The 26344-nt window shown below is 43.0% G+C and carries 23 protein-coding genes; 12 read left to right on the top strand and 11 right to left on the bottom strand.

What is annotated here, in order from left to right:
* Position 1: 1 nt before the first annotated feature.
* Positions 2-613, bottom strand: coding sequence for an RNA polymerase sigma factor (locus tag G9Q97_RS16445; protein WP_073091939.1), 612 nt, complete (start codon positions 611-613; stop codon positions 2-4).
* Positions 604-1731, bottom strand: a complete 1128-nt coding sequence (locus tag G9Q97_RS16440; protein WP_166148765.1) for a glycosyltransferase — start codon at positions 1729-1731, stop codon at positions 604-606. Before G9Q97_RS16440 ends, G9Q97_RS16445 begins: the two co-directional genes overlap by 10 nt.
* A 122-nt stretch (positions 1732-1853) precedes the next feature.
* Here G9Q97_RS16440 and tgt point away from each other — a divergent pair, with 122 nt between their 5' ends.
* From tgt to G9Q97_RS16425, 3 genes are read left to right on the top strand one after another with little or no spacing between them, the layout of a single operon-like run.
* Positions 1854-2984: a tRNA guanosine(34) transglycosylase Tgt gene (gene tgt / locus G9Q97_RS16435; RefSeq protein WP_166148763.1), complete on the top strand. Its 1131-nt coding sequence runs from the start codon at positions 1854-1856 to the stop codon at positions 2982-2984.
* Positions 2985-3036: 52 nt separating this feature from the next.
* Positions 3037-4110 (top strand): LptF/LptG family permease, encoded by a 1074-nt coding sequence (locus G9Q97_RS16430; RefSeq protein WP_166148761.1) that lies wholly within the window; start codon positions 3037-3039, stop codon positions 4108-4110.
* A 1-nt stretch (position 4111) separates the two neighbouring features.
* On the top strand, positions 4112-5029 hold the full coding sequence (locus tag G9Q97_RS16425) for a DMT family transporter (RefSeq protein WP_166148759.1): 918 nt from the start codon (positions 4112-4114) through the stop codon (positions 5027-5029).
* Between the two features lie 3 nt (positions 5030-5032).
* Here G9Q97_RS16425 and ispE read toward each other — a convergent pair whose 3' ends face one another.
* The gene (gene ispE, locus G9Q97_RS16420) at positions 5033-5842 is read right to left on the bottom strand and encodes a 4-(cytidine 5'-diphospho)-2-C-methyl-D-erythritol kinase (RefSeq protein WP_166148757.1); all 810 of its coding nucleotides are present in this window, start codon (positions 5840-5842) and stop codon (positions 5033-5035) included.
* A gap of 546 nt (positions 5843-6388) precedes the next feature.
* Between ispE and ilvD the strand changes: the two genes are divergently transcribed.
* From ilvD to leuB, 9 genes are read left to right on the top strand one after another with little or no spacing between them, the layout of a single operon-like run.
* Positions 6389-8071 carry a dihydroxy-acid dehydratase gene (ilvD, locus tag G9Q97_RS16415; RefSeq protein WP_166148755.1) on the top strand — a complete coding sequence of 561 codons (1683 nt, stop codon included), beginning with the start codon at positions 6389-6391 and terminating at the stop codon, positions 8069-8071.
* 5 nt (positions 8072-8076) lie between these two features.
* Complete coding sequence (ilvB, locus tag G9Q97_RS16410) at positions 8077-9771, top strand: biosynthetic-type acetolactate synthase large subunit (RefSeq protein ID WP_166148753.1); 1695 nt, start codon at positions 8077-8079, stop codon at positions 9769-9771.
* Between the two features lie 6 nt (positions 9772-9777).
* Positions 9778-10278 (top strand): acetolactate synthase small subunit, encoded by a 501-nt coding sequence (gene ilvN, locus G9Q97_RS16405; RefSeq protein WP_166148751.1) that lies wholly within the window; start codon positions 9778-9780, stop codon positions 10276-10278.
* A gap of 30 nt (positions 10279-10308) precedes the next feature.
* A complete protein-coding gene (ilvC, locus tag G9Q97_RS16400) occupies positions 10309-11352 on the top strand; it encodes a ketol-acid reductoisomerase (RefSeq protein WP_166148741.1) in 1044 nt (347 codons plus the stop codon).
* 3 nt (positions 11353-11355) lie between these two features.
* Positions 11356-12855: a 2-isopropylmalate synthase gene (locus G9Q97_RS16395; protein ID WP_166148739.1), complete on the top strand. Its 1500-nt coding sequence runs from the start codon at positions 11356-11358 to the stop codon at positions 12853-12855.
* A 21-nt stretch (positions 12856-12876) separates the two neighbouring features.
* Positions 12877-14298, top strand: a complete 1422-nt coding sequence (gene leuC, locus G9Q97_RS16390; protein ID WP_166148737.1) for a 3-isopropylmalate dehydratase large subunit — start codon at positions 12877-12879, stop codon at positions 14296-14298.
* A 4-nt stretch (positions 14299-14302) separates the two neighbouring features.
* Complete coding sequence (gene leuD, locus G9Q97_RS16385; RefSeq protein WP_166148735.1) at positions 14303-14893, top strand: 3-isopropylmalate dehydratase small subunit; 591 nt, start codon at positions 14303-14305, stop codon at positions 14891-14893.
* 56 nt (positions 14894-14949) lie between these two features.
* Positions 14950-16539, top strand: coding sequence for an alpha-isopropylmalate synthase regulatory domain-containing protein (locus tag G9Q97_RS16380; RefSeq protein WP_166148733.1), 1590 nt, complete (start codon positions 14950-14952; stop codon positions 16537-16539).
* On the top strand, positions 16508-17578 hold the full coding sequence (leuB, locus tag G9Q97_RS16375; protein ID WP_166148731.1) for a 3-isopropylmalate dehydrogenase: 1071 nt from the start codon (positions 16508-16510) through the stop codon (positions 17576-17578). The genes G9Q97_RS16380 and leuB overlap by 32 nt, the downstream gene beginning before the upstream one ends.
* A gap of 80 nt (positions 17579-17658) precedes the next feature.
* Here the strand turns inward: leuB and G9Q97_RS16370 are convergent, their stop codons facing one another.
* The 8 genes from G9Q97_RS16370 to G9Q97_RS16335 form a co-directional block, all read right to left on the bottom strand.
* The gene (locus G9Q97_RS16370) at positions 17659-18480 is read right to left on the bottom strand and encodes an enoyl-ACP reductase FabI (RefSeq protein WP_166148729.1); all 822 of its coding nucleotides are present in this window, start codon (positions 18478-18480) and stop codon (positions 17659-17661) included.
* Positions 18481-18586: 106 nt separating this feature from the next.
* On the bottom strand, positions 18587-20239 hold the full coding sequence (gene recN / locus G9Q97_RS16365) for a DNA repair protein RecN (RefSeq protein WP_166148727.1): 1653 nt from the start codon (positions 20237-20239) through the stop codon (positions 18587-18589).
* A 47-nt stretch (positions 20240-20286) separates the two neighbouring features.
* On the bottom strand, positions 20287-21198 hold the full coding sequence (gene porD, locus G9Q97_RS16360; RefSeq protein WP_166148726.1) for a type IX secretion system protein PorD: 912 nt from the start codon (positions 21196-21198) through the stop codon (positions 20287-20289).
* 46 nt (positions 21199-21244) lie between these two features.
* Positions 21245-22462 carry a bifunctional phosphopantothenoylcysteine decarboxylase/phosphopantothenate--cysteine ligase CoaBC gene (gene coaBC / locus G9Q97_RS16355; protein ID WP_166148724.1) on the bottom strand — a complete coding sequence of 406 codons (1218 nt, stop codon included), beginning with the start codon at positions 22460-22462 and terminating at the stop codon, positions 21245-21247.
* Positions 22463-22777: a DNA-directed RNA polymerase subunit omega gene (locus G9Q97_RS16350; protein ID WP_166148722.1), complete on the bottom strand. Its 315-nt coding sequence runs from the start codon at positions 22775-22777 to the stop codon at positions 22463-22465.
* 15 nt (positions 22778-22792) lie between these two features.
* On the bottom strand, positions 22793-23719 hold the full coding sequence (locus G9Q97_RS16345; RefSeq protein WP_166148720.1) for an outer membrane protein assembly factor BamD: 927 nt from the start codon (positions 23717-23719) through the stop codon (positions 22793-22795).
* A 65-nt stretch (positions 23720-23784) separates the two neighbouring features.
* Positions 23785-24498: a T9SS type A sorting domain-containing protein gene (locus tag G9Q97_RS16340; protein WP_166148718.1), complete on the bottom strand. Its 714-nt coding sequence runs from the start codon at positions 24496-24498 to the stop codon at positions 23785-23787.
* Between the two features lie 202 nt (positions 24499-24700).
* Entirely contained in the window at positions 24701-26308 is a 1608-nt protein-coding gene (locus G9Q97_RS16335; RefSeq protein ID WP_166148716.1) for an OstA-like protein, read from the bottom strand.
* Positions 26309-26344 lie beyond the last annotated feature (36 nt).

Raw genomic sequence — 26344 nt, 5'->3', positions numbered from 1 at the left:
ATCAAATATGTTTGTTTTTACCCTGGGCGATTTCGAAAAGCAATTCCCTGGACCTGTGAAGTTGCGCTTTGACGGTGCCCAAAGGTTTTCCCAATTCCTCGGCAATTTCATCATAAGACAACTCGTCAAAATACCTTAATTTGACCAATTTGCGGTACTTGGCCGGAAGTTTTGCGACAAAAATGCGGACCATCTCCTTTCTTTGGGTCTTGATGAATTCATCCTGAGGATTGTTGTCATCATCTTCAATGTCTATATTGACTGTGTTGCCTCCATCATCTGTCATGGTATTGTTGAGGCTCATGGTTTTGAGTTTCTTTTTCCGGATGAAGTCGATGGTATTATTGGTGGCAATGCGGAAAAGCCAGGTGGAGAAAGTGTAGTCTTTTTTAAATTTGTGAAGGTTCCTGAAGGCCTTGGCAAAGGCCTCCATGGTCAGGTCTTCGGCATCATCCGCATCCCTGATCATTTTCAGTATCATAAAATACACGGCTTTCTTGTAGCGTTTCATCAGCGAAGCATAAGCCTGCTGGTCTTTCTCCTTGACCGCCTTGTCGATCAATTCGAAATCTTCCAATGCCTTATCTGAAAAACCTCTTTCGTTTATTTCCATTTAACCGTTTTTGACAGGTAACCTAGTGTACCCAGAACCCAAAAATAGACCATATACATCAAATCGAAAAACATGGTCCAAATCACTTTTCCTTTGCCTTCCAGTTTTTTTCTGGCTTCATGGATGATGAAATACTGAATTGTGGCCCTGAACAAAACTAACCCCAATACCACGGCAATTGGTTCCCAGGACCTGGCGAGAATGACAATCAGGGCAGCAGAAAGCCAGAATATCAAATGACTCAACGAATACAACCCTAATTTTAGTTTATCTTTGCCGCGGTAATATTTACCGGCATGAAAATGACGCTTTTTTTGCGTAAAGTAGTCTTTGAAGTTGGTTTTTGGCTCGGAAACGGTAATGCTTTCAGGATGGGCCACAATGGCGGTATTTGAAGACATGGCATACCGATTGACAAAGAGGTCATCATCCCCGCCTTCAATGTGCCAAAGGGATTTAAAGGCTTTTTTCTCCATAAAAAAATCCTTCCTGTAACACAGGTTTCTACCTACCCCCATAAAGGGAGATTTCCAATACCCAAAAGAGAAATAATAAATGGCGGTAAGCAGGGTTTCGAATTGTATGATTCGATTCAATAAGCCCGGCAGGGCCATGTAGGATCCATGGCCCAGGGCAAAAACCTTATTTTCAAGGCGGATGGGAGCGGACATCCTTTTAATCCAATGTAATGATACCGGTCTGCAATCTGCATCTGTCAACAATACAATACCATATTGGGAGACCTTGATTCCAAGGGTAAGGGCGTATTTTTTTGAAGTTACATGAGAAGGGGTGTACCGGATATTCACCGCCCTGAAATTGGGATATTGTTCGGAAAACTCACGCAGTAAGACTTCTGAATCATCCCAGGAGCAGTCATTGACGACTACCACTTCAAATTTGGGGTACTGTTGTTGCATTAACAAGGGGATAAGGTCCTTGAGGTGGGAGGCCTCATTTTTTGCCGCAATGACAATGGTAACCCCGGGCGGGTTCGGAATTAGATTTTCTTCAGGCTGGTTTTTGTAGAAAAATGCAAATCTGCCAAAAACAAGCAACAAATAAGTAAACTGTATGCCCGAAGCCAAAAAAAACAAGCTCCATAATATATTTTCCATGCTTACCTGTTGAGTCGCTTGCTTAAGATTAAATCAAAAATTTCGTTTCTTTTGTAGAAATGCACCTATTTTTGTGCCCAAATATAAGGAGTAATTGGTGGATTTTTCAATGAAAGGCAGGAATGAAATTTAATCTTCAGCATAAAGATCAGGCCTCAAAGGCCAGGGCCGGGAGGATACTGACAGACCATGGGGAAATACAAACCCCCATATTCATGCCGGTAGGTACAGCAGGATCAGTAAAAGCCGTTCATCAACGGGAATTGACTTATGATATTAAGGCGCAGATCATCCTGGGCAATACCTATCATTTGTACCTTCGCCCCGGTCTGCAGGTGCTGGAGGCCGCAGGGGGGCTTCACAAATTTATGGGCTGGACCGGCCCGATACTCACCGATAGTGGAGGATATCAGGTATTTTCCCTGGCAGATAGCCGGAAAATTACCGAGGAGGCTGTCATGTTTCAGTCCCATATTGATGGCTCCAGGCATCATTTCAGTCCTGAATCGGTGATGGATGTGCAGCGCAGTATAGGAGCAGATATCATCATGGCTTTTGATGAATGCACACCCTACCCCTGCGAGTGGAATTATGCCAAAACCTCCCTGGCCCTGACCCAACGCTGGCTCGGGCGCTGCAAACAAAGATTTGACACTACCGAAGGAAAGTATGGCTATCAGCAGGCTCTCTTTCCCATTGTCCAGGGCAGTACCTACAAGGATTTAAGACAAGATGCTGCCCGTTTTGTGGCAGATCAGGATATGGAAGGGAATGCCATAGGGGGATTATCAGTAGGCGAACCGGCAGAATTGATGTATGAGATGACAGATCTGGTTACCGATCTTTTGCCTAAAGAAAAGCCCAGGTACCTGATGGGCGTGGGAACACCTGCCAATATTCTGGAGGCAATCGGCTTGGGCATAGATATGTTTGATTGCGTGATGCCGACCAGAAATGCCAGAAATGGGATGTTGTTCACTACCGAAGGGATTATCAATATCCGAAATGAAAAATGGAAAGCGGATTTTTCTCCGATAGATACCGGCTTCCCCTCCCATGTCAGTAGTTTTTATACCCGGGCCTACCTGAGGCACCTGACGATTAGTAAGGAAATGTTGGCGGCGCAGATTGCCAGTATTCATAATTTATCTTTTTATCTTTGGTTGGTAGCCCAGGCCAGGGAACATATTATAAAAGGGGATTTTCTACCATGGAAAAATGCCATGGTAGAAAAAGTTGGCAGGCGTCTATAAACCCCGTGGATATTAATCCGTTTGCTATCATTGGGAAATTAAGCCGGTTAAAATGAAGCTATTGGACAAATTGATCATAAAGGATTTTCTCAAGACCTACCTTTTTGTGGTTTTGATGCTGATCATGGTGGTGCTGGTGCTGGATTTCACGGAGAAAAACGATACCTATATCAGAAATAATGTACCGACCAGTGAAGTGTTGCAGTACATGCTGAATTACGGATTGTACCTGAACAACCTGCTTACGCCAATAACAGTTTTCATTTCCGTGATTTTTATCACCTCAAAAATGGCGGGAAGAACGGAAATTATTGCCATTTTAAGCAGTGGGGTAAGTTTCATGCGAATGTTGGTCCCTTTTCTTTTATCGGCCATTTTAATTGCGGTGGTGAGTTTTCTGCTCAACGGCTGGGTACTGCCTGTGGCTACAGCAGGAGTTTCGCAGTTTAAAGTTGAGTACCTGGACAAACAACAACAGTCCAATCAGCAAAACATACACATCCAGGTGGCACCAGATGTGTTTGCCTACATTTCCCGTTATTATACCTCAGCCAATACCGGTTATAATTTTACATTGGAACATATTGAAGAAGGCAAATTGCTGTCCAAATTCTCAGCAGACCGGATCGTATGGGATACCACCACCAATGCCTGGAATGCCAGGAACTGGAAACTTCGGGAATTGCAGGAAATGGGGGAGAAATGGGATACCGGCGATGAGATGGATACCACCTTATCCATTACCCCCAATGATTTTGACCTGCCGCTGAACCACCATGAAACCTTAACCCTTCCAAAGCTTACTGAACAGATAAAAATCCTCGAGGAAAGAGGAGCGGATAATATCAGCTATTACCGCATAGAAAAGTATGTGCGTTTCATGTCTCCCTTTGCCGCCATTCTCCTCACCTTTATCGGGGTCATTGTCTCTGCCAAAAAGACCAGGGGAGGATCGGGGTTTAAGATTGCCCTTGGCTTTCTCCTGGCATTCGTGTACATCATTCTCTTTCTCCTTTCAAGGACTTTTGCTGAAGCCGGTACTGCCTATCCGGTGTTGGCCGTATGGATACCCAATATGGTATTTGGTTTGACCGGATTGATTTTATACAAGACAATACCCCGGTAAAATGGAGCTGGCCACAGTAAAGGATTATTTATGGCTGCATCTGGTGGTCCTGATTTGGGGCTTTACCGCTGTATTGGGTTTGTTGATTTCTCTTCCTCCGGTAGAAATTGTGATTTACAGAACATTAATGGCCAGTGCCGGACTTTTTATATTGATTAAATTCAAGAAAAAACCTGTAAAAGTCAGCTGGTCGAATCTGGGCAAATTCCTGTTGACGGGGGGATTGATCGGGGCGCATTGGATATTATTTTTTTGGGCAGCACAGGTATCTACCGCCTCGGTTTGTCTGGCCGGAATGGCCACCTGCTCACTTTGGACGGCCATCATCGAACCACTTGTAAACCGGGAGCCTGTCAAATGGTATGAGGTATTTCTCGGCCTGCTGGTTATTTTGGGCCTGTTGGTCATATTCAAATTTGAAACCGGCTATTGGCTGGGACTGAGCATGGCTGTTGCTGCAGCACTTATCGGAGCCATATTTACAGTGGTCAATGGGCGATTGATCAAGTCCAGCAGTCCATTCATCATTACATTTTATGAAATGCTGGGAGCCTGTCTCGCGGCATTGAGTTTTTTGCCTTTCTATGCATTCTATTTTTCTTCAGGAAGCATTGGCTGGTTGCCTCAGGGCTGGGACTGGTTTTGGTTGTTGGTGCTCTCGCAGGTATGTACGGTTTTTGCTTTTACTGCCTCAGTCCATTTGATGAAAAGGGTCACGGCTTTTGCCATCAACCTGACAATCAATATGGAACCGGTGTATGGTATTCTGCTTGCCTTTTTGGTATTTGGTGAAAAGGAAAAAATGACAGCAGGCTTCTATTTGGGAACCATGGTCATCCTGTTCTCCGTATGTTTGTACCCAGTCATCCAGTATGCACTCAAAAGGAAAATGACCCGGCAATTGCGTCGACTGCAATAAGGTTTAATCAAGCGCTTTACGCAACTGTATATAGTGGTCCGGAAAGGAAAGCTGTTTCGGCTCTTCTGAAAATAAGCCGAAAACGGATGAACCTGAGCCCGACATAGAAGCGTACCAGGCTCCTGCCTGATACAGTGAAGATTTGATGACTGAAAGTATGGGATATTTTTTAAAGAGGCTGCTTTCAAAATCATTGTCAAGATCTTTTTTCCAGTTTTCAGGTTTTTTCAATATTTCCTTCAGGTCTTTCTGTCCGGATACGGGTTGTACACCGGCATAGGCTTCCTGAGTACTGATATGAATTCCAGGATGAATAAGGTACAGCCAGTTTCCTGACAGCTTCACCGCTGCAGGTTGAAGCAATTCCCCTCTTCCTGTGGCAATTTGGGCCTGATTTTCAATGAAAAATGGACAGTCGCTGCCCAGGCGCGCCGCATACTGTTTAAGTTTTTGTTTGTCAATTTTTAACGCAAAGATATCATTCAGCATGGATAGTGCGAAAGCTGCATCAGCAGATCCCCCGCCAAGACCAGCCCCAATGGGTATGTTTTTATGCAGGTGGACTTGAACAGGCGATAATTGCGGGAAATCAGCCACCAATAAATGATAGGCCTTTAAGATCAGGTTATTTTCAGATTTACCGGGAATGGCCATTCCGCTACTACTGAACCCGGAGTTTTCGGATGGGATTATTTCCAAAGCATCAGTAACAGGTATAGGGTACATGCAGGTACTGATTTCGTGGTAGTTGTCTTCTCTTTTGCCTAGGATTTGCAGCCCCAGATTTATTTTTGCGTTGGGAAAAGTGATCATGATAAAGTGCCTTTTGAATCCAAAAGTAAAATAAAGCCATGGATAAATTGAAGGGACAAGGACAATTCCTCCGAAAGAAAAATCATTTGGGGGATAAAGGGTGGTGAAAGGGACAGTTAAAGCCTGTTTTGGGGAAAAAATTTAACAAATGTTTGCATCAGAATAATATTTTGAAATTTTTTACATTAGTAAAATTTAAAAAATTAAATTCTACACTTTACTTAATAATAAACTATAATTTCTATTTCTATTTCAAATGCCTAATATTATTATTTCTCATAAATTAAAAAATGAAATAAAATATTGTAAGTATGGATTATGGGTTTTAATATTGCATTATCATTAGAACCAAAAAGGTAAAGATTACCATTTAAAAAAAACGAAATATGTTCATTCTGGTCAGCCTTGTCGTACTTATCGTCATTATCATCTAGAGAGGGATGAAGCGCTGATCTATTGCCGATAGAAAAATACCATAAAGTGCTTCATTCGAGTGAAGCACTTTTTTTTATAAGCCAGTTGTTAAAAAAAAATAGATACAAATAAATGAGTGATTCAAAGAAACACAGTTGGGAGGTAAGTGATAATCAGGAAAATCCTGCTTCAATGGCCATGTTGTATGCCACCGGTCTTTCAGATGAAAAAATGAAACAACCCTTTGTGGGAGTGGCCAGCTGTGGATATGAGAGCAATCCCTGTAACATGCACCTCAATGATTTCGCGAGAGCCATCAAGGCTGCTACCGTGAAATCCAAGCTAACTGGAATGGTTTTCAATACAATAGGTATCAGTGACGGAATTTCCATGGGAACAGCCGGGATGCGGTACAGTTTGCCTTCCAGGGAAATCATTGCTGACTCCATTGAATCATTTATTTTAGGTCATTCGTTCGATGGGATTGTAGCAGTGGCTGGTTGTGATAAAAATATGCCAGGAGCTATTATGGGCATGCTTCGTGTCAACCGGCCCAGCATCATGGTCTATGGGGGTACTATCCGTTCCGGGAAATACAAAGGGGAGAAACTCAATATCGTCTCTGCATTTGAAGCCTACGGCAAGCGCATCAAAGACGAGATTTCAGATGAGGACTACATGGGTGTCATCAAGAATGCCTGTCCAGGAGCGGGGGCATGCGGCGGGATGTATACTGCAAACACCATGTCTTCGGCCATAGAGGCCATGGGGCTTTCCCTGCCTTACAGTGCGTCTAACCCGGCCAATTCCAAAGAAAAAGCTGCAGAATGTGAGGCCGCAGGAGAGTTTATAGCTAACCTCCTGGCCATGGACCTTAAGCCAAAAGACATCCTTACCCGAAAGAGTCTGGAAAACGCCGTCCGGGTAGTGGTAGCATTGGCAGGAAGTACCAATGCAGTTCTTCATTTGCTTGCTATTGCGCGTACGGCTGGCATAGATTTTGGCCTGGAAGACTTTAAGCGAATCAATGCAAGTACGCCTGTTTTGGGTGATTTCAAGCCAAGTGGCAAGTACCTGATGGAGGACCTGCACGAGCAGGGTGGGCTTCCGGCATTTATGAAATATTTGCTGGATAATGGTTTGCTGCATGGAGATTGCATGACAGTAACAGGTAAGACTATTGCAGAAAACCTGGCCAACATTGCTCCGGTTAAGGCAGAAAAGGGAAGTGTAATCTGCCCGCTGGAAGATCCGATTAAGGCCACAGGTCACTTGTGTATCTTAAATGGAAACCTGGCACCTGAAGGTGCGGTGGCTAAAATTTCCGGAAAAGAGGGTGTTTCCTTTACCGGACCGGCAAAGGTTTACAATTCAGAACAGGAGGCCAATGATGCCATGAAAAACCAGGAGGTTCAGAAAGGTGATGTGGTTGTAATCAGGTACGTAGGTCCCAAGGGGGGACCGGGAATGCCCGAGATGTTGAAACCCACTTCCATAATTATTGGCTCCGGCCTGGGTTCGGATGTGGCTTTGATCACAGATGGGCGATTTTCCGGAGGCACCCATGGTTTTGTGGTAGGACATGTAACGCCCGAAGCCTATGTAGGTGGACCGATCGGACTCCTGCAGAATGGTGATATCGTAACCATCAATGCGGAAAGTTTGGAAATAAGCTGCAATGTTAGCCCTGAAGCCTTTGAAGAAAGGAAAAAAACCTGGGTTAACAAAGATTTAAGCCATTTAAATGGAACGCTAAAAAAATATTCTCAGTTAGTTTCTACGGCATCCGAGGGGTGCGTGACAGATAAAAGTTAACGATTATGAATGATTCCCGAATAAGAGGTGCTGAAATAGTCATCAAGTCATTGGTGGCAGAAAACGCCAGATACATCTTTGGCTACCCAGGAGGAGCCATTATGCCGGTATATGATGCCTTGTACGATTATATGGATCATATCCAGCACATTCTGACAAGACACGAGCAGGGCGCCATACATGCGGCCCAGGGCTATGCCCGGGTTTCAGGTCAGGTGGGTGTCTGTATGGCTACTTCCGGCCCTGGAGCTACCAATTTGATTACAGGTATTGCTGACGCACTTATTGACAGTACGCCCTTGGTATGCATTACCGGTCAGGTAGCTTCTCATTTGTTAGGTACGGATGCTTTTCAGGAAACAGATGTGGTAGGCATATCCATGCCGGGTACAAAGTGGAATATTCAGGTTCGAAAGGTGGAAGATATAGCTCCTGCCATCGCCAAGGGATTTCATATAGCCCGTTCGGGAAGGCCTGGTCCGGTTTTGATCGATATTACCAAAGATGCGCAAACAGCCCTTGGGGAATTTAATTATGTTCCTTGTCTGAATATAAGGTCTTACAGACCCTACCCCAAGTTGGAGGATAGCATCATAGTGCAGGCAGCAAATCTTATCAACCAGGCTAAGAAGCCCTATGTACTGTTTGGACAGGGAGTGATATTGGGAAAGGCCGAAAAGGCGTTGCAGGAATTCCTCGATAAATCTGGTATACCTGCGGCTTGTACGCTACTGGGCACGGGTGCCTTATCAGAGGATCATCCCAACTATGTAGGAAAATTGGGGATGCACGGGAACTATGGGCCCAATATTTTGACCAACCAATGTGATGTCCTGATTGCAGTTGGAATGCGTTTTGATGACCGGGTTACCGGGGATGTGAAACGCTATGCCAAACAGGCAAAAGTTATTCACCTGGAATTGGATCCTGCAGAGATAAATAAAAATGTAAAATGTGAGGTGGCTGTTTTAGGTGATTGCCGCATTAGCCTGGAGAAGCTTACTGAAAAAGTAGAAAAACGATCCCACCCCGAATGGATTAAAGCATTCAGGGAATTGGAGGCTGAAGAAAAGCGGGTGGTTGTGGGAAATGACCTTTCACCTACCAAAGTTGGCCTGACCATGGGAGAGGTTATTCGTCATATCAATGAATTTAAATCAGATGATGCCATTCTGGTAACAGATGTGGGGCAACACCAAATGGTAGCCTGGAGGTATTTTGAATACAAAACCACCCGTACCCAGGTAACATCAGGGGGATTGGGAACCATGGGTTTTGCCCTTCCCGCAGCCTTGGGAGCTCAGTTGCATGATTTCAACAGACAGGTAATCTGTGTGGTAGGTGATGGTGGCATACAAATGACCATTCAGGAGTTGGGGACCATTATGCAGACCCAGGCTCCTGTAAAGGTTGTTTTATTGAACAATAATTTCCTGGGCATGGTAAGGCAGTGGCAACAATTGTTTTTCGACAAGCGCTATTCCTTTACCGAGTTGGATAACCCTGATTTTATTAAAATAGCTGAAGCGTATAATTTTAAAGTTCAGAAAGTTGACATACGTGGGGACCTGCGTCAGGCAGTTGCAGAAATGTTTGTCCATGAAGGACCTTATTTTCTTGAAGTAGTAGTAGAAAAAGAAGACAATGTATTCCCGATGATTGCTTCAGGAAGTTCAGTTGAAGAGGTTAGACTTAGTTGATTCATAATGAATAAAAGATACACCATTTCTGTTTTTACAGAAAATTTCATAGGTATACTCAGTAGAATAACGCTGATTTTTACCCGTAGAGGCATTAATATTGATGGGTTTACCGCATCAGAAAGCAGGGAAGAAGGCATCTACAGAATAACCATTGTGGTGCATACCACCGAAGAGCAAATCATTCAGCTATCCAAGCAAATAGAAAAGATCATAGACGTGATCAAGGCTTTTTATTACCTGGATGATGAAATGGTTTTTCAGGAAATTGCCCTGTATAAAATCCCCATTGATAATATTGACTCTGGATTGGAAAAAGTAATCCGGCAGCACAATGCCAGGATCATTTCTGCGGAGAAAGACTTTGTGGTAATTGAAATGACGGGTCACAAAGAGGAGACCCAGGAATTATTGGAGGTACTGAAGGACTTCAATGTTTTGGAATTCGTTAGATCGGGAAGGGTGGCCGTGGCCAAGCCCATGGAAACCATAGATAAATATTTGTAACCTATTTAAAATTAATTTTAATATATAATTATGAAACTGAAGTTCGGTACAGTTGAAGAAAATGTTGTAACAAGAGAGGAATTTCCTCTTGAAAAAGCCAAGGAAGTACTTAAAGATGAGGTAATTGCCGTTTTAGGCTACGGAGTACAGGGCCCTGGACAGGCCCTTAACCTAAAAGACAATGGATTCAATGTCATTGTTGGTCAGCGCAAGGATTCTAAAACCTGGGATAAGGCCATTGCAGATGGCTGGGTGCCTGGGGAAACTCTTTTTGAATTGGAGGAAGCCTGCGAAAAGGGGACCATTCTTCAGTTTTTGTTGTCTGATGCCGGACAAATTGCCCTTTGGCCTACTGTTAAGAAGCACTTGAAAGCAGGAAAGGCATTGTATTTTTCCCATGGCTTTGGTGTAACCTACAAAGACCAGACAGGCATTATTCCGCCTAAAGATGTGGATGTGATTTTGGTAGCACCAAAAGGCTCAGGAACTTCATTGAGGAGAATGTTTGTTGAGGGTAGAGGTTTGAATTCTTCATTTGCCATTTACCAGGACGCAACTGGTAAAGCCCGCGACAGAGCCGTGGCGCTGGGTATAGGTGTAGGTTCCGGATATTTGTTCGAAACTGACTTCTACAAAGAAGTGACTTCGGATCTTACCGGAGAAAGAGGAACATTGATGGGAGCTATTCAGGGTATTTTCGCAGCTCAGTATGAAGTATTGAGAGCCAATGGGCATTCTCCTTCAGAGGCTTTTAACGAAACTGTAGAAGAACTAACCCAAAGTTTGATGCCATTGGTGGCCGAAAACGGAATGGATTGGATGTATGCCAATTGTTCTACCACTGCTCAGCGGGGTGCTTTGGATTGGTGGAAGCCTTTCAGGGATGCCACCAAACCTGTTTTTGAAGATTTATACAACAGTGTAAAGGCAGGTAAGGAAGCCGCCAAGTCAATAGAATCCAACAGCAAATCAGATTACAGGGTGAAGCTGGAGGAAGAGTTAAAGGAATTGAGAGAATCAGAAATGTGGCAGGCAGGTGCAACTGTCCGTAAATTAAGACCGGAGAACAATTAAATCATGTCAGAAAAGCTTTGGATATTCGATACCACCCTAAGGGATGGTGAACAGGTACCGGGTTGTCAGCTCGATACCAGGGAAAAGATTGTGGTAGCCAAGGCTTTGGAAGAACTGGGTGTTGATATCCTTGAGGCTGGATTTCCCATATCCAGCCCTGGGGATTTCAATTCCGTAGTAGAAATATCAAAGGCAGTGGATCGGCCAATTATCTGTGCTTTATCCAGGGCAGTGGAAAAAGATATTGAAGTGGCGGCGGAAGCATTGCGTTTTGCCAAAAGGAGCAGGATTCATACAGGTATAGGCGTTTCAGGCTACCACATACAGCACAAACTCAGAAGTACGCCGGAAGCCGTAATGGAGAAAGCCATAAAAGCTGTGAAGCTGGCCCGGAATCTTGTGGAAGAAGTGGAGTTTTATGCCGAAGATGCAGGCCGGGCAGATCCGGAATTTCTCACCCGAATTCTGGAAGCCGTTATTAAAGCCGGGGCCAGGGTGGTCAATATTCCGGATACCACCGGTTACTGTCTTCCGGAACAATATGGAAACATCATCCGGCATTTAAAGGAAAATGTTTCCAATATCGATCAGGCCATTATTGCCACGCATTGTCACAATGATCTGGGATTGGCCACAGCCAATAGCCTTTCCGGAGTGCTGAATGGCGCAAGACAAGTGGAAGTAACCATGAACGGTATAGGAGAGCGGGCTGGCAATACTTCCCTTGAGGAAGTAGTCATGGCCATCAAAAGCCACAAGGAGATCCCCGTATATACCGATATCAACACCAAAAAAATATACGAAACCAGCAGGATCATTTCCAAGCTGATGAATATGCCGATTCAGCCCAATAAGGCAATTGTTGGCAGAAACGCCTTTGCACATTCTTCCGGAATTCATCAGGATGGAGTGCTTAAAAACAGGGAAAATTATGAGATAATGGACCCGAAGGATGTTGGGGTGGAGGAATCTTCCATAGTTCTTACGGCAAGAAGCGGCCGTGCAGCCTTAAAGCACCATTTAAAATTGCTCGGGTTTGAATTTGAAAAGGAGAAGCTGGATGAGATCTATGAAGATTTTCTGGTTTTGGCCGATGCCAAGCGGGACATCGGAAGAAAAGACTTGTTATCCCTATTGGGAGAACATATAGAAAACTCACCTTTCATCTCACTTGAGCAGATTGCCTACCAGGGCAAAGAAGGCGAAGAAGCCAGTGCTGAGATCAGTTTGGCTATCGGCGACGATATCAAACAGGGTGTTTCTAAGGGCAACGGGCCTGTTGACGCTGTGATCAAGGCCATCAAACAACTCATTTCTCAAGAGGTAATCCTGGATGAGTTTTTGATCCAGGCCATGACAAAGGGAAGTGATGATACATGCAAGGTGCATATGCGCCTGATGCATGAAGGGAAGCCCTATCATGGGTTTGGGTCCGAAACAGATATTGTTTTGGCTTCTGCCAAAGCTTTCGTAGATGCTTTAAACAAGTTACCTGTCAAGTAAGTTGACAAAAATTTAACCATAATGGAGAAGAAAACATTATTTGATAAAATTTGGGATGCCCATGTGATCAAATCAATCCCTGACGGGCCAGATGTGTTTTTCATTGATAAGCATTTTATCCATGAAGTAACCAGTCCGGTAGCATTCCTGAACCTGGAGAAAAGGGGCACCAAGGTGATGTTTCCCGAAAGGACCGTAGCCACTCCGGATCACAATGTGCCTACTATCGATCAGGATAAGACCATCAAAGACCAGCTCTCCCGGATGCAGGTAGAAAAACTCAGGGAGAATTGTAAAAGACATGGCATCGATTTGCATGACCTGGGGACAGACCACCACGGAATTGTTCATGTGATAGGCCCTGAACTGGGAATCACCCAACCGGGAATGACCATCGTATGCGGTGATAGCCATACCTCCACCCATGGTGCTTTTGGAACCATCGCCTTTGGGATTGGTACTTCTGAAGTTGAAATGGTTTTTGCTACCCAGTGTATCATGCAGGCCAAGCCTAAAAAGATGCGCATTACAGTAGACGGGACCCTTGGGAGAGGGGTGAGCTCTAAGGACATTATTTTATATATTATTTCCCAGATTTCTGCCAGTGGTGGAACAGGTTATTTTATAGAATATGCAGGTAGTGCCATCCGGTCTTTGAGCATGGAAGCCAGAATGACGATCTGTAACATGAGTATAGAAATGGGAGCCAGAGGCGGGCTAATCGCTCCTGACGAAACTACTTTTAATTATCTTGAGGGCAAGGATTTGGCGCCAAAAGGGGAAGCATGGGATCAGGCAGTAGCTTACTGGAAGACCTTAAAAACCGATGAAGGGGCAGAATTTGACCTGGAATACCACTACAATGCGGTGGATATAGAGCCCATGATCACGTATGGCACCAATCCTGGTATGGGGGTAAAAGTAAGGGAGAGTATACCCACCACTGAAGGGATGAAGGAGAGTGTAAAAAAATCTTATATCAAGTCCCTGGATTATATGGGGTTTAAGCCGGGAGAACCCATGAAAGGCAAGAAAATTGACTATGTCTTTGTGGGGAGTTGTACCAATGGAAGAATAGAGGACCTGAGGACGGTGGCTGAATTTGTCAAAGGCAAAAAGAAGGCGGATAACATAACTGCCTGGATCGTACCCGGCTCCAGAGAAGTAGAGAAAAAAGCCATGGAAGAAGGTTTGGTCCAGATTTTGGAGGAAGCTGGATTCAAGCTCAGGCAGCCAGGTTGCTCGGCTTGTTTGGCAATGAATGACGATAAGATCCCATCCGGGAAATATGCAGTTTCTACTTCCAACCGTAACTTTGAAGGAAGACAGGGTCCGGGAAGCCGTACATTGCTGGCTTCACCACTCACTGTTGCCGCAGTGGCCATCACGGGTGAAATAACTGACCCAAGGGATTTGATAGAGGAATTAGCATTAGAAAAATAAAATCATGGCATACGATAAATTTGATGTTTTGACCAGCAGAATGGTCCCGCTTTCTACCGAGAATGTAGATACCGACCAAATCATTCCGGCCAGGTTTTTAAAAGCCACCGAAAGGAAGGGATTTGGGGATAATCTTTTTAGGGATTGGCGGTACGATAGCGAAGGGAACCCAAAACCTGATTTCGTCCTGAATGATCCTACCTATGAAGGGAAAATCCTTTTGGCGGGGAGGAATTTCGGTTCCGGATCCAGTAGGGAACACGCCGTTTGGGCAATTTATGATTATGGCTTCCGCTGTGTGGTGTCCAGTTTCTTTGCGGATATATTTAAAAACAACTGCTTGAATATCGGTGTGCTACCCGTAACGGTAACCCCTGAATTTGCAGATGAGCTTTTTGCCGCTGTAGAAGCAGACCCTTCTGCGGAGGTAGAAGTGGATATCAACAAGCAAACCATTACCTTGCTTTCTACGGGTAGATCTGAAAGCTTCGATATCAATTCCTACAAGAAGCAAAACATGAAGAATGGCTTTGATGATATCGATTACTTGTTGAACCTGAAGACGGAGATTCAGGCTTTTGAGGCAGGTAGATAAAATGTAAAGCAGAGAACAGAGGAATTTTAGGGGTTAGGAATGATGAATTGACAGGGATGCGCAGAGAAAAGAATATAGAAATCATGGATACCACCCTCAGGGATGGGGAGCAAACCTCAGGAGTATCCTTCCTCCCTTCAGAAAAGTTACAGATTGCAAAGCTTTTGCTGGAGGAACTTCGGGTGGACCGCATCGAAGTGGCATCTGCCAGGGTTTCGGAGGGGGAACTCGAGGGAGTAAAGAAGATCACTCATTGGGCTGCTGAAAAGGGTTATCTGGATAAAATCGAGGTTTTAGGTTTTGTGGATACTCCCAAGTCAGTTGATTGGATCGTGGATGCAGGGGCGAAAGTGCTTAACCTGCTTACCAAAGGTTCCTTAAATCACCTGACGCATCAATTAAAGAAATCACCGGAAACTCATTTTGAGGAAATTGCCGAATGCATCCGTTACGCACAGGAGCACGGGATAGAAGTGAATGTTTATCTGGAAGATTGGAGTAACGGCATGAGAAATTCAAAGGACTATGCCCTATCTATGATCCGGTTTCTTTCTACCTTGCCTGTAAAGCGGATCATGTTGCCCGATACTTTGGGATTGCTTTGCCCCCAGGAGGTCAATGATTTTCTTGGAGAAATTTGCCAATCGTTTCCCCAGGTCCATTTTGATTTTCATGCTCACAATGACTATGACCTTTCGGTGGCCAATGTGCTGAATGCAATAAATGTTGGCGCCAGAGGGATACATACTACGGTCAATGGTTTGGGTGAAAGGACCGGAAATGCGCCCCTAGAGTCGGTTGTAGCTGTAATCAAAGATTTTACCGATTATTCTTTAAACATCAACGAAAGTAAAATTTATAGAATCAGTAAATTGGTAGAGCAGTTTTCTGGTTTGAGAATCCCAGCCAATAAGCCTGTGGTTGGAGAGAATGTGTTTACCCAAACAGCAGGAGTACATGCTGACGGGGATAACAAGAAAAACCTTTATTTCAGTGATTTATTACCGGAAAGGTTTGGGAGAACCCGCAAATATGCCTTGGGTAAGACCTCGGGGAAGGCAAATATTCTCAAAAATCTGGTGGAATTGGGTATTTCTCTGGAACCGGACGAATTGGCCAAGGTGACGCAGAAAATCATAGAGCTTGGTGACAAAAAGGAAAGGGTTACTACCGAAGACCTGCCTTACATCATTTCAGATGTCTTACAGAACAATTCCATCCACAAGGATATTGTCATAGATGGTTACCATATGGTGCATTCCAAAGGGCTAAAGCCCTCTGTTCAGCTAAGGATAAAGATGTACAGCGAGTTTTATGAACAGAATGCCTCTGGAGATGGACAGTATGATTCATTTATGAAGGCATTGAAGAAGATTTATAAATCACTCAACAAAGAGCTTCCAAAGCTAACTGATTTTCATATCAGTATCCCTCCGGGGGGCAAGACCGATGCTTTTGTGGAATGTGTCATCACCTGGGACCTGGGTGGAAGAATTTTTAAAACCAAGGGACTGGACAGTGACCAGACCATTGCTGCCATGAAGGCAACCGAAAAAATGTTAAATATCATTGAACAAATTAAAAATAATAACAAAACAGAAAAAAAGAACCCTTATGGAAATGAATATAGCCCTATTGCCTGGTGATGGAATAGGACCTGAAGTGATTGCTCAAGCGGTAAAAGTCGTTGAGGCCATTGGAAAAAAATTCAACCATCAAATTACTTTTAAGGAAGCCATTACAGGTGCTGCCGCAATAGATGCTGTAGGCCAGCCTTATCCTGAAGAGACCCACCAGGTTTGTCTTCAGTCCGATGCAGTGCTTTTTGGAGCCATTGGCGATCCCAAATTTGATAATGATCCAAGTGCAAAGGTTAGACCAGAACAGGGGCTGTTGGAAATGAGGAAAAGGTTGGGCTTATTTTCCAATGTGCGTCCCACTTTTACCTTTCCTTCATTGCTTCATAAATCTCCTCTGAAAAGAGAAAGAATAGAGGGAACGGACTTGGTTTTTTTAAGAGAACTGACCGGAGGTATTTACTTTGGTGAACCAAGGGGAAGAAACGAACAGGGTACAAAAGCATTTGATACATGCGTTTACTCTGTAGAAGAAATTGAAAGACTGGCCCGCATGGGCTTTGAATTTGCCCAAAAAAGAAGAAAATTACTAACCTGTGTGGACAAGGCAAATGTGTTGGCTACATCCAGGCTGTGGAGGGAAACGGTTCAGCGTATTGCCCCGGAATATCCGGATGTGAAGGTTGAATACGAATTTGTGGATGCTGTAGCCATGCGTTTGGTACAGTGGCCCAAAGCCTATGATGTATTGATCACGGAAAATTTGTTTGGAGACATCCTTACTGATGAGGCTTCAGTGATCAGTGGCTCCATGGGACTGATGCCTTCAGCTTCTATAGGGATTAAAACCAAGCTTTTTGAACCCATACATGGTTCTTATCCCCAGGCAGCAGGAAAGGATATCGCCAACCCCCTGGCTGCTGTATTGTCAGCCTCCATGATGTTTGAGTATGCTTTTGGACTTATGGACGAAGCAAAAGCCATCTCTGATGCAGTCAATCTTTCCCTGGAAAGTGGGATTGTGACCGAAGATCTGGCTGAGGGTGATAAAGCTTATAAGACCTCTGAAGTGGGTGATTGGCTGGCCTCACAAATCGCTAAGTCATAGAAAAGAATCCCAATAAAAAACGAAGCCTTCTTGTTTCCAGAGCAAGAGGGCTTCGTTTTTTATTGGGCATATTGTAGTTTCTATTTCTTTTTTTCAACAAAAATATCAATCAGTTCCTGGGTTATTCCACAAGAAGAATATCCTCCATCATGGAAAAGGTTCTGCATGGTAACCATTCTGGTAAAATCTGAAAACAAAGAAATAATATACTCAGCACATGCCTCAGCAGAAGCGTTTCCAAGTGGTGAAGCGATATCTGCAAAATCAAAGAAGTCATCAAAGCCCCCAATTCCTGATCCGGCAGTTGTTTTTGTTGGCGATTGAGAAACGGTATTGACCCTGACTTTTTTGAGTTTACCATATCTCAGGCCGTAGTTTCTGGCGATGCTTTCCAAAATTGCCTTTGCTTCAGACATGTCTGAATAGAATGGGAAAGCCCGTTGGGCAGCTATATAGCTCAAGCCAACCACAGAGGCCCATTCATTTAAAATATCTTTCTGTTCGGCCACCTGCAACATTTTATGAAAAGAAATGGCGGAGACATCGTAAGATTTTTGTACCCAGTCGTAATTCAGGTCTCCATATGCCTTGCCTTTTCTTACGTTGGGTGACATGCCTATGGAATGCAGTAGGAAATCAAAATTCCCACCCAAATATTCTTTAGCCTCATCATAAAGCTTTTCTATGTCTTCCACGGAAGTGGCATCGGCTGGGATGATAATGGTGTCACAAGCCGCTGCCAATTCTTTAATTGCTCCCATTCTCATTGCTATAGGAGCATTGGTAAGGACGAATTTCGCCCCTTGTTCTTTGGCCTTCAAGGCTGTTTGCCAGGCAATGGAATTTTCATCCAATGCCCCGGTAATGATTCCTTTTTTACCTTTTAATAGATTTTCAGACATATTTTTCTTTTAACTTTCTAACTTAAATTAAATAATATTCTTTAAAATTAGCTAATAATGATGAAAACTTTTTGGAAAATAAGCTTTTGTAACTAATTCTTATTGTCTAATTGTTCAATAACTCCTTGGCATTTTCGAAGGCTGTGGCAGAAGGATTGGATCCGGAAATCATCTTGGCAATTTCAAGAAGTCTTTCCTCAGCATTCAATAACTTTATTTTGCTCACAGTCCTTTTTGCACTGTTGTCCTTGAAAACGAAATAGTGTTTTTCACCTTTGGCCGCAACCTGAGCAAGATGGCTGATACAGATAACCTGGTGGTTTTCAGCAATTTTCTGCATCATTCGCACCATTTGAAGTGCAACCTCTCCAGACACCCCTGTATCGATTTCGTCAAATATCAGAGTAGGCAAAGCCATTTTGTCTGCCATGACAAATTTTATGGCAAACATCAACCTCGAAAATTCTCCACCGGAAGCTACCTGACCGATAGGTTGGGCAGGAATTCCCTTGTTGGCCGAAAATAAAATATCAATTTCGTCTATCCCGGATTCATTTGCCGGAATCTCTTTTCTAAGGATCTCAACTTTAGCATTTTCCATGCCGAGCTGACCGAGTAACTGCTGAATTTCTTTACTGAAATCCTTAAATACAGACATTCTTTTTTTTGACAACTGCTCTCCGGCCGAATACAGTGCTTGCTCGGCCGTTTTTAACTCAGCTCGTTTTTTGGACAGTTCTTCTTCCAAATGATCCGCCCTGAAAACCTTGTCGGCAAGAGTGGAAGTAAGTTCAATCAATGCTTCATCGGATTGAACACCATGTTTTTTTTGAAGCTGGTAAATTTTACTTAACCTTTCCCTTACCCATTCAGACCTTTCGACATCAACTTCTACATGCTGTTCTTCAGCAGACAGGCTTTGCAGGATATCTTTCAATTCAATGATCAGACTCTGAAACCTCTGTTCTAAATCTGCCAGGTTTTTACCAAATTTTCCGAGAAAATTGAAGTGCTGTTTTGCTGATCCCAGCAATTGCATGGCGCCCATTTGCTCATTGTCCAGAAGCTCCAAAGCCTCCAGTGCCTTTGCTTTGATTTCCTCGGCATGGTTCAGGATTTCTTCTTCTGATTCCAGCTGTTCCTGCTCTCCGCTAGTCAGGTTAAGGGAGCTGAGTTCTTCCAGCTGAAATTGATTGTAATCGGATTCTTGCTGAAGATTAACCATTTCTTTTTCCAGGGCACCCACATTTTTCTGAAGGGCTACATAGTCCTGGAATAGTCGTTTAAACCGTGTCTTTTCTTCTTTTGTTTTGGCGAAAGCATCCAACAGGGACAATTGGTAAGAGGAGGCTCCCAACAGGAGATTTTCATGCTGGGAATGGATATCCATTAATGTTTTTCCCAAAACCTTTAAGGTTTCCAGTTTTACTGGAGTATCATTGATAAAGGCTCTTGATTTGCCGGAAGGAGAAATTTCCCTTCGGATGATACAAAAAGTTTCATAATCCAATTCTTCCTGTTCGAAAAATGGTTTTAACCCATAATTTTTCACCTCAAAAACACCTTCTATGATACACTTTTTCTCCTCATTGTATAGGGATTTAGTATCTGCCCTGTTACCTAGCAATAAGCCTACAGCACCCAACATGATGGATTTACCTGCACCGGTCTCTCCTGTGATCATGTTCAGGCCTGGGCAGGGTTTCATTTCCAATTTTTCTATCAAAGCATAATTGGCGATGCTAAGGTTGGTTAACATGGTGCTTTGGTTTCATTCAGGGTGTCAAAATTAACCAAAAAAGAGGATTATCCTTTTAAAATGTCATTGTATTTTCTCGCATTGTTCGGATCAACCTTTAACAAGGCGGCTACGGCTTCCTGTTTGATTTCCAGTGGGGCATTTTTAAGTATTTTACAGAGCTCATCAGATTTAGCATCCATAAAAGTAATTGTGAGGATGCTGTTAGGTTGTACCCGGTTGGCTTCTTCCACATTTTTGATGGCTTCAAGGATGTTTTTATAGCCTTCTTCTGGTTTGCTGGTGAGCAGGTCCAGGCCCCGCCGATGATATAGATAATAAGCATCCCTTACCGGAACCAATACCTGGGAATTGTACAATTCATTGGTTAGCCAATATCGATTTCTTTTATCGGAGGTATTCTGATTCCAGCCGGGTCTGGAAGATTGCTGGGCGTTTGCTACAATATTGTTGGCCGTTTCGTAGAATGGATCACCACCTCTTGGGGAAAAAGAGTCATAGTCAATCCCCAGGGCAATGTAGGCGTAATAAGCCAAAAGCGAAGTGATGTTATTTAGAAATGAATATTGATTGAATTCTAAAGGCTGGGAATCTACATATTCAAAGGTCCAGTTCCTGTCAGCAAAATTCAGCATCAGGCTTTCATAATTTGAACCATAGACGGGACGTACCGTCTGAATTTGTACCGTGGCCGAAAACAATCCTACCTGAGGCATGTCATTGATGGTAATCAATAGGTTGCCTTTAATCCTTTCTTCAGGCTTAAACTCGTCGTCTGTCCAACTCCTATTATTTAGAAACTGCTCAAATGCGGTCTTCATTTGGTCAAAAACATCCTGATCCTGGGTTCTGGCTCTTTCACTATTGATGGTTACGGTAAAATCCAGTTGTTGTGCCGTAACCCTCAATGGAGCGACAAAATAAAAAAGCAAACAGCAAATGACCAGGAAACGCACCATAATCTTGAGGTTATTTATGGATGAAAATTTACAATAACAAACGCTATTATTTGTTTTCTGTTGTGCCAATTAGGGTTTCTAATTGATTCAAAATTATTTTAGCCAACTTTTCTTTGGTCATAACAGGTGTTTTTATTGCTTCATCATTTCTAAAAATCAGGGTCGCTTTGTTGGTGTCTTTTTGAAAGCCAGCTTCCGGGTCAAGCAAGGTATTCAATACGATAAAATCCAGATTTTTATTTAACAATTTATTTTTGGCACTTTCGGATCCTTCATCCGTTTCCAGCGCAAAACCAATATGGAACTGTTCAGTTCGCTTTTGCTTCCCCAAATATTGGGCTATATCCGGGTTTTTAACAAGTGAGACGGCATAAACCTGTTGGTCTTTTTTAATTTTCTCTGTGGCAGGTTTTTCCGGACGGTAATCGGCCACGGCTGCAGAAAAAATAGCCACATCGGCTTGTTTGTGATGGGTTTTTGCGGCCTCAAACATGTCTTGTGCACTGCTGACATGCACCGTTCGTATGCTGGACAATTCAGGTTTTAACGCCGTAGGCCCTAATATAAGCGTGACCTGGGCACCTCTTTTAGCAGCCTCATGGGCTATGGAAATGCCCATTTTCCCACTGGAGTGGTTGCTGATATAGCGCACCGGATCTATGGCCTCCTGAGTGGGGCCAGCAGTAATCATGATTTTTTTATTTTTAAGTGGAGTATTTGGAATAATAATCTGCTTTGCTTCCTCCAGTATTTCCTCCGGCTCGGGCATTCTGCCCTGTCCAACCAAGCCACTTGCCAGATCACCAGTGCTGGCTTCCATCACTTTATTGCCAAAGCTTCGCAAAGTGTCCAGATTTTTTATAACAGCAGCATGGCGGTACATGTCCAGGTCCATGGCTGGTGCTACAAGCACCGGACAAGTGCAAGATAAGTAGGTGCAGCACAGTAAATTATCACTTTGCCCACTTGCCATTTTGGCCAGGGTATTGGCTGACAGAGGAGCAATAATCATCAGGTCTGCCCAATTTCCCAATTCCACGTGATTGGTCCATTCCCCGGTGCTTCTATTAAAAAAATCAATATAAACGGGGTTTTTGGATAATGTCGATAGTGTGAGGGGGCCGATAAAGTCCAAAGCAGAAGTCGTCATAATGACCTTGACTTCTGCTCCGGATTTTATCAACAAGCGTATGAGCACCGCAGCTTTATAGGCTGCGATGCCACCTGTTACGCCCACTAAGACATTTTTGCCTGATAGCGGCATTTAAGATTCGCTTTCTTCTTCCGGATATCTGAACAAAACCTTGTCCTCCATGAATTCCTCCATCGCCATGGTGCTTGGCTTGGGCATTCTTTCATAGAATTTTGAAATTTCAATTTGTTCCTTGTTTTCAAACACCTCTTCCAGGTTATCTACTGTAGAAGCAAACTCAGAGAGCTTGTTGTTTAACTCTTCTTTCATGGTAGAGGAGATTTGCTTTGCCCTTTGAGATACCACGAATATTGATTCGTAAAGATTACCTGATTTTTCGGCTACTTTATCCAGGTCCCTGGTGATAATTGATGGATTAACTGCCATGTTTTGATTGTTTGTTTAATTTTCTACGTTTCTTAATGCCTCAGTGGCCGCTTGATTTCTTTCTTCTTCTTCCCTGATTTTACGGGCTTCAGCAGAGCGGGCCTCGTATTGTTCCTTTAGACGGTAATGAGATTCCAATTCAGTTTTGGTTTCGGACATGAGGTTATTGACTTTTTTTCCATAACCGCTATCCGGGTATTTTTGATTGAAGTCTTGTGCAAAATCAATGGATTGGTTGAGTCTTTCTTCTTTTTTATCAAATACACTTCTTTCTGCATAAGCCGCACTGACTTCTACCAATTTAAAGGCAAGTTCTTCATTGTATTTGCTATCGGGAAATGACTTGGCAAAGTTTTGAAAATTAACAATACATGCCCGGTAAAATTCACCCGGGAATAGCCCATCAGTTAAGCGATAATACATTTTGGACTCTTCAAAGGCTTTTTCCTCAAATCTTTTCTGAAGGTCATCAATCATTGAAGTCGCTCTTTCGTAAGAATCCGACTCCGGATACCGGTTCATGAACAACTGAATGGCATTAACCGCTTCCCTTGAACTTCTTTGATCCAGGTTGTAGTCGGGTGAGTCCAGATACAGGGAATAGGCATGCATAAAGAGCGCTTCCTCAGCTAAAGGTGAACGATTATAAGTATCGAAAAATGTTTTAAAATAGCCTGCAGACTCTATATACCTTTTCATACGGAAATGGGCATAAGCGTAATTGAATTCCGCCAATTCTGCTTTTCCACTCCCTTTTATTACCGGTAAAACCCTGTCATACAATATAATAGACTTGTTGTAATCGCCTTGGTCATAATACCTGTTGGCAGCTTCATAAAGCTCATCCCAGTTGGTGCTTTTTTCCAATTTGTAAAACTCGCCACAACCAAAAGAAAGGGAAGAAACGAGTAGTATAATAAGATATGCTTGTGCTTTCATCATTAGGCCTGCAAATATAATGGATTATTAATTGGTTATCAAGGCAGTTTGTCGGTGATAGACAATTCTTACCTTTTAACGTAGAGTTTCTTGGTGACAATATTTTTATTGTCGACAATTAAGGTATAAAAATAAGTTCCGGGATTCAGATCAGTTACCGGTATCAGCAGGGTTTCCTGATTTGGGTCTAAATTGAAGTCGTAAATGGGATTGCCAATAAAACTGTTGATCACTACCCGGACCTTGGCATTGGGATTTTTTATTTTGTAATCAAGTTGTGCCGTGCGAACGCTAGGGTTGGGATAAATGCTTCCCATATCCACGTCTTTATGGCTTACATTGTCTATAGGGTTTGCTCCGGTAACATTATAAACACTTTCTATCACGAAAGCATCTCTTATATTAGACGCATTGAAGAAATGCAGATCGAAAGTACCTTTGGTGGCTGTTATCCCAAGTTCAAACTCAATATATAGATCCGTAAATATTTCACCTGGAGCCAGGGTAAATCTGATGGGAGATAAATCCTCCCTGGGATCATAACATTCATCCCCCAGGCAGATCAATATGTTTTGAGAAGATCCAATATTTCCTCTCAAGTACCTCAAGAAGTAGGTGGCACTTTCATTAGAATCATTTTGGAGAATAAGGGATTTCCGCTGGGTAGTATTTACATTTCCATTGAAGGTTACTTTTTCACTTAAAACACGTACCTGCCTGGCCGCAACGTGTTGCTGCGCTACTGAAAACAGGATGATGAATAGTGTGAAGAAGAATTTCATGTAGAGTTAAAATCGATAATTGATAACTTTTGTTTTTGGTTTCTATTACATACGTATAAAAATAGCCAATAGGTTCCACTTTTTTACAATATCAGGGTTAAAAATTGTTAACAATCATGAAATTTTTTTTCAGGTCATCCGTTAATAATTGTTTTAAAAAGTATTGCTTTTCATAAAAATGTCATTTAAAGGGTATTTATTATTAATTATCTATAAGTTTTTGTATTTCGTCATCATCGGGTAGGGGAAGGCTTTCATCAGGTTCATCAAAAAAGCTGTAGCGGTTTTTATTCCTCACAGCCGGCATTCTCCAGTTATCGACCAAAGTCCGGTCAGGACGTTCATCTTCCCTCCAGGTAAAACCCTTCAATTGTTTCTGGTCTTCTTCAATCAAATGTGGAGGGATGAATGAGGCCTCCGGTTTGATAGAATGACTGATTTTCCTTACTGCACCTTCCTGAAATTGCATGATTATCCGCCCGCAAAGCAGCTGATTTAATCCTTTAAAAGTCGTGTCATTTTCGAGTGCAAAATACAATGATTCGCCATTGCCTTCCACATCCAGTTTGTCCATTTCTCCCTTTAAGAAATAGCCCGTCATCTTTCGACCCTTAATTTGATTGAAATTGTTAACGGTATCTTTTGTAATGGCAAAAGCATTGTCTATGAGTAATGCCCTATCGATTTCTTCGTTGGCTATTATGAAATTAATGCTGTCTGCAGTAATCTGACTCTTATTGTTCCATAAGACAGGGTCTGAATAGAGGTATACGGTGGAATCGGCATACAAGTAGGCCATGGAGTCGGCTCTCCCAGCAAGGTCTGATTTCAACATGCGCATATTTGGGTAAGCTAGCATGAATTTTTCCTCGGGTTGCTCTCCATCCTGGGTAATCAAGGTGTCGGCAATCATAAATAGGGTATCCGATTCAAAATATTTTTGGGTCAGGGCTTTGCCATAAACTTTGGAATATTGGTCGGCCTCCCAATATTTGCCCTCTTCTCCAAATACTTCCACATTTCTTTCCTTATTGTAAATGCTTACATTACCCCTGGCTTCATAATATTGGGCATTTTCTTCATAATACAATATTTCACCGTATATGATGCTGTTTTCGGATTCCACATCGCCATCATAAAACCTGAAAATTTTATTTTCCGTGTCGTAAAAGCTGCCTCTTTGGGCATTTAGCTTGGTACCGTCTTTGGAAAGTATATTGGTTAATTTTTCAGTCTCGGCAATTTTTGTTTCCGTATCGTAAAAAAGGAAGTTGGATTTCATGGTGTAATCAGGGTTTACCAAAGTCACCTCATCCGTAAAAGTGATTTTTTTTATCTGGGTTTCATAAACGCCCTTTTCACTGGTAAGGGTGTTGGTGCTGTCTTTGACCATTCCTGAATTAAAATAATTGGCTACCCCTGATCCCCTGTCATAATCCAAATAATCGGTGTAAAGGGTAGTCCCTTCGTTGACCAGGACTACATTGTTTCGGAGTCTTGCCATTTGGCTGTCACCATCGTACTCGGCATATAGGCTGGTGACGGTAATGGGATCGTCCTGGTCTTCAATGCGCACATTTCCAAAGAGTTTGGCCAGGTTTTCTTGTCCATAGAAATGAGCCGAATCACAATAGATAAGGGAGTTTTGGTGTTCCATGACCACATCATGTAAAAGTCGGTCAAAACCTTTTGCACCCAGAAGTTCATCGGCCTGGAGAATTTCCAAACGGTTTTTTTCGTCTTGTGCGTTTGCCCGGAAAATCGCCGTACACAGGCAAAAACTAAATAAAATAAATCTGATTGATGTCATCCGAATTGATTTCCGAGGCAAAATTAATATAAAATG

The sequence above is a fragment of the Cyclobacterium plantarum genome, assembly GCF_011290685.1.
Lineage (GTDB): Bacteria > Bacteroidota > Bacteroidia > Cytophagales > Cyclobacteriaceae > Cyclobacterium > Cyclobacterium plantarum.
Note: the sequence above shows the minus strand (reverse complement) of the source record. Positions and strands in the feature narration are given on the sequence as shown.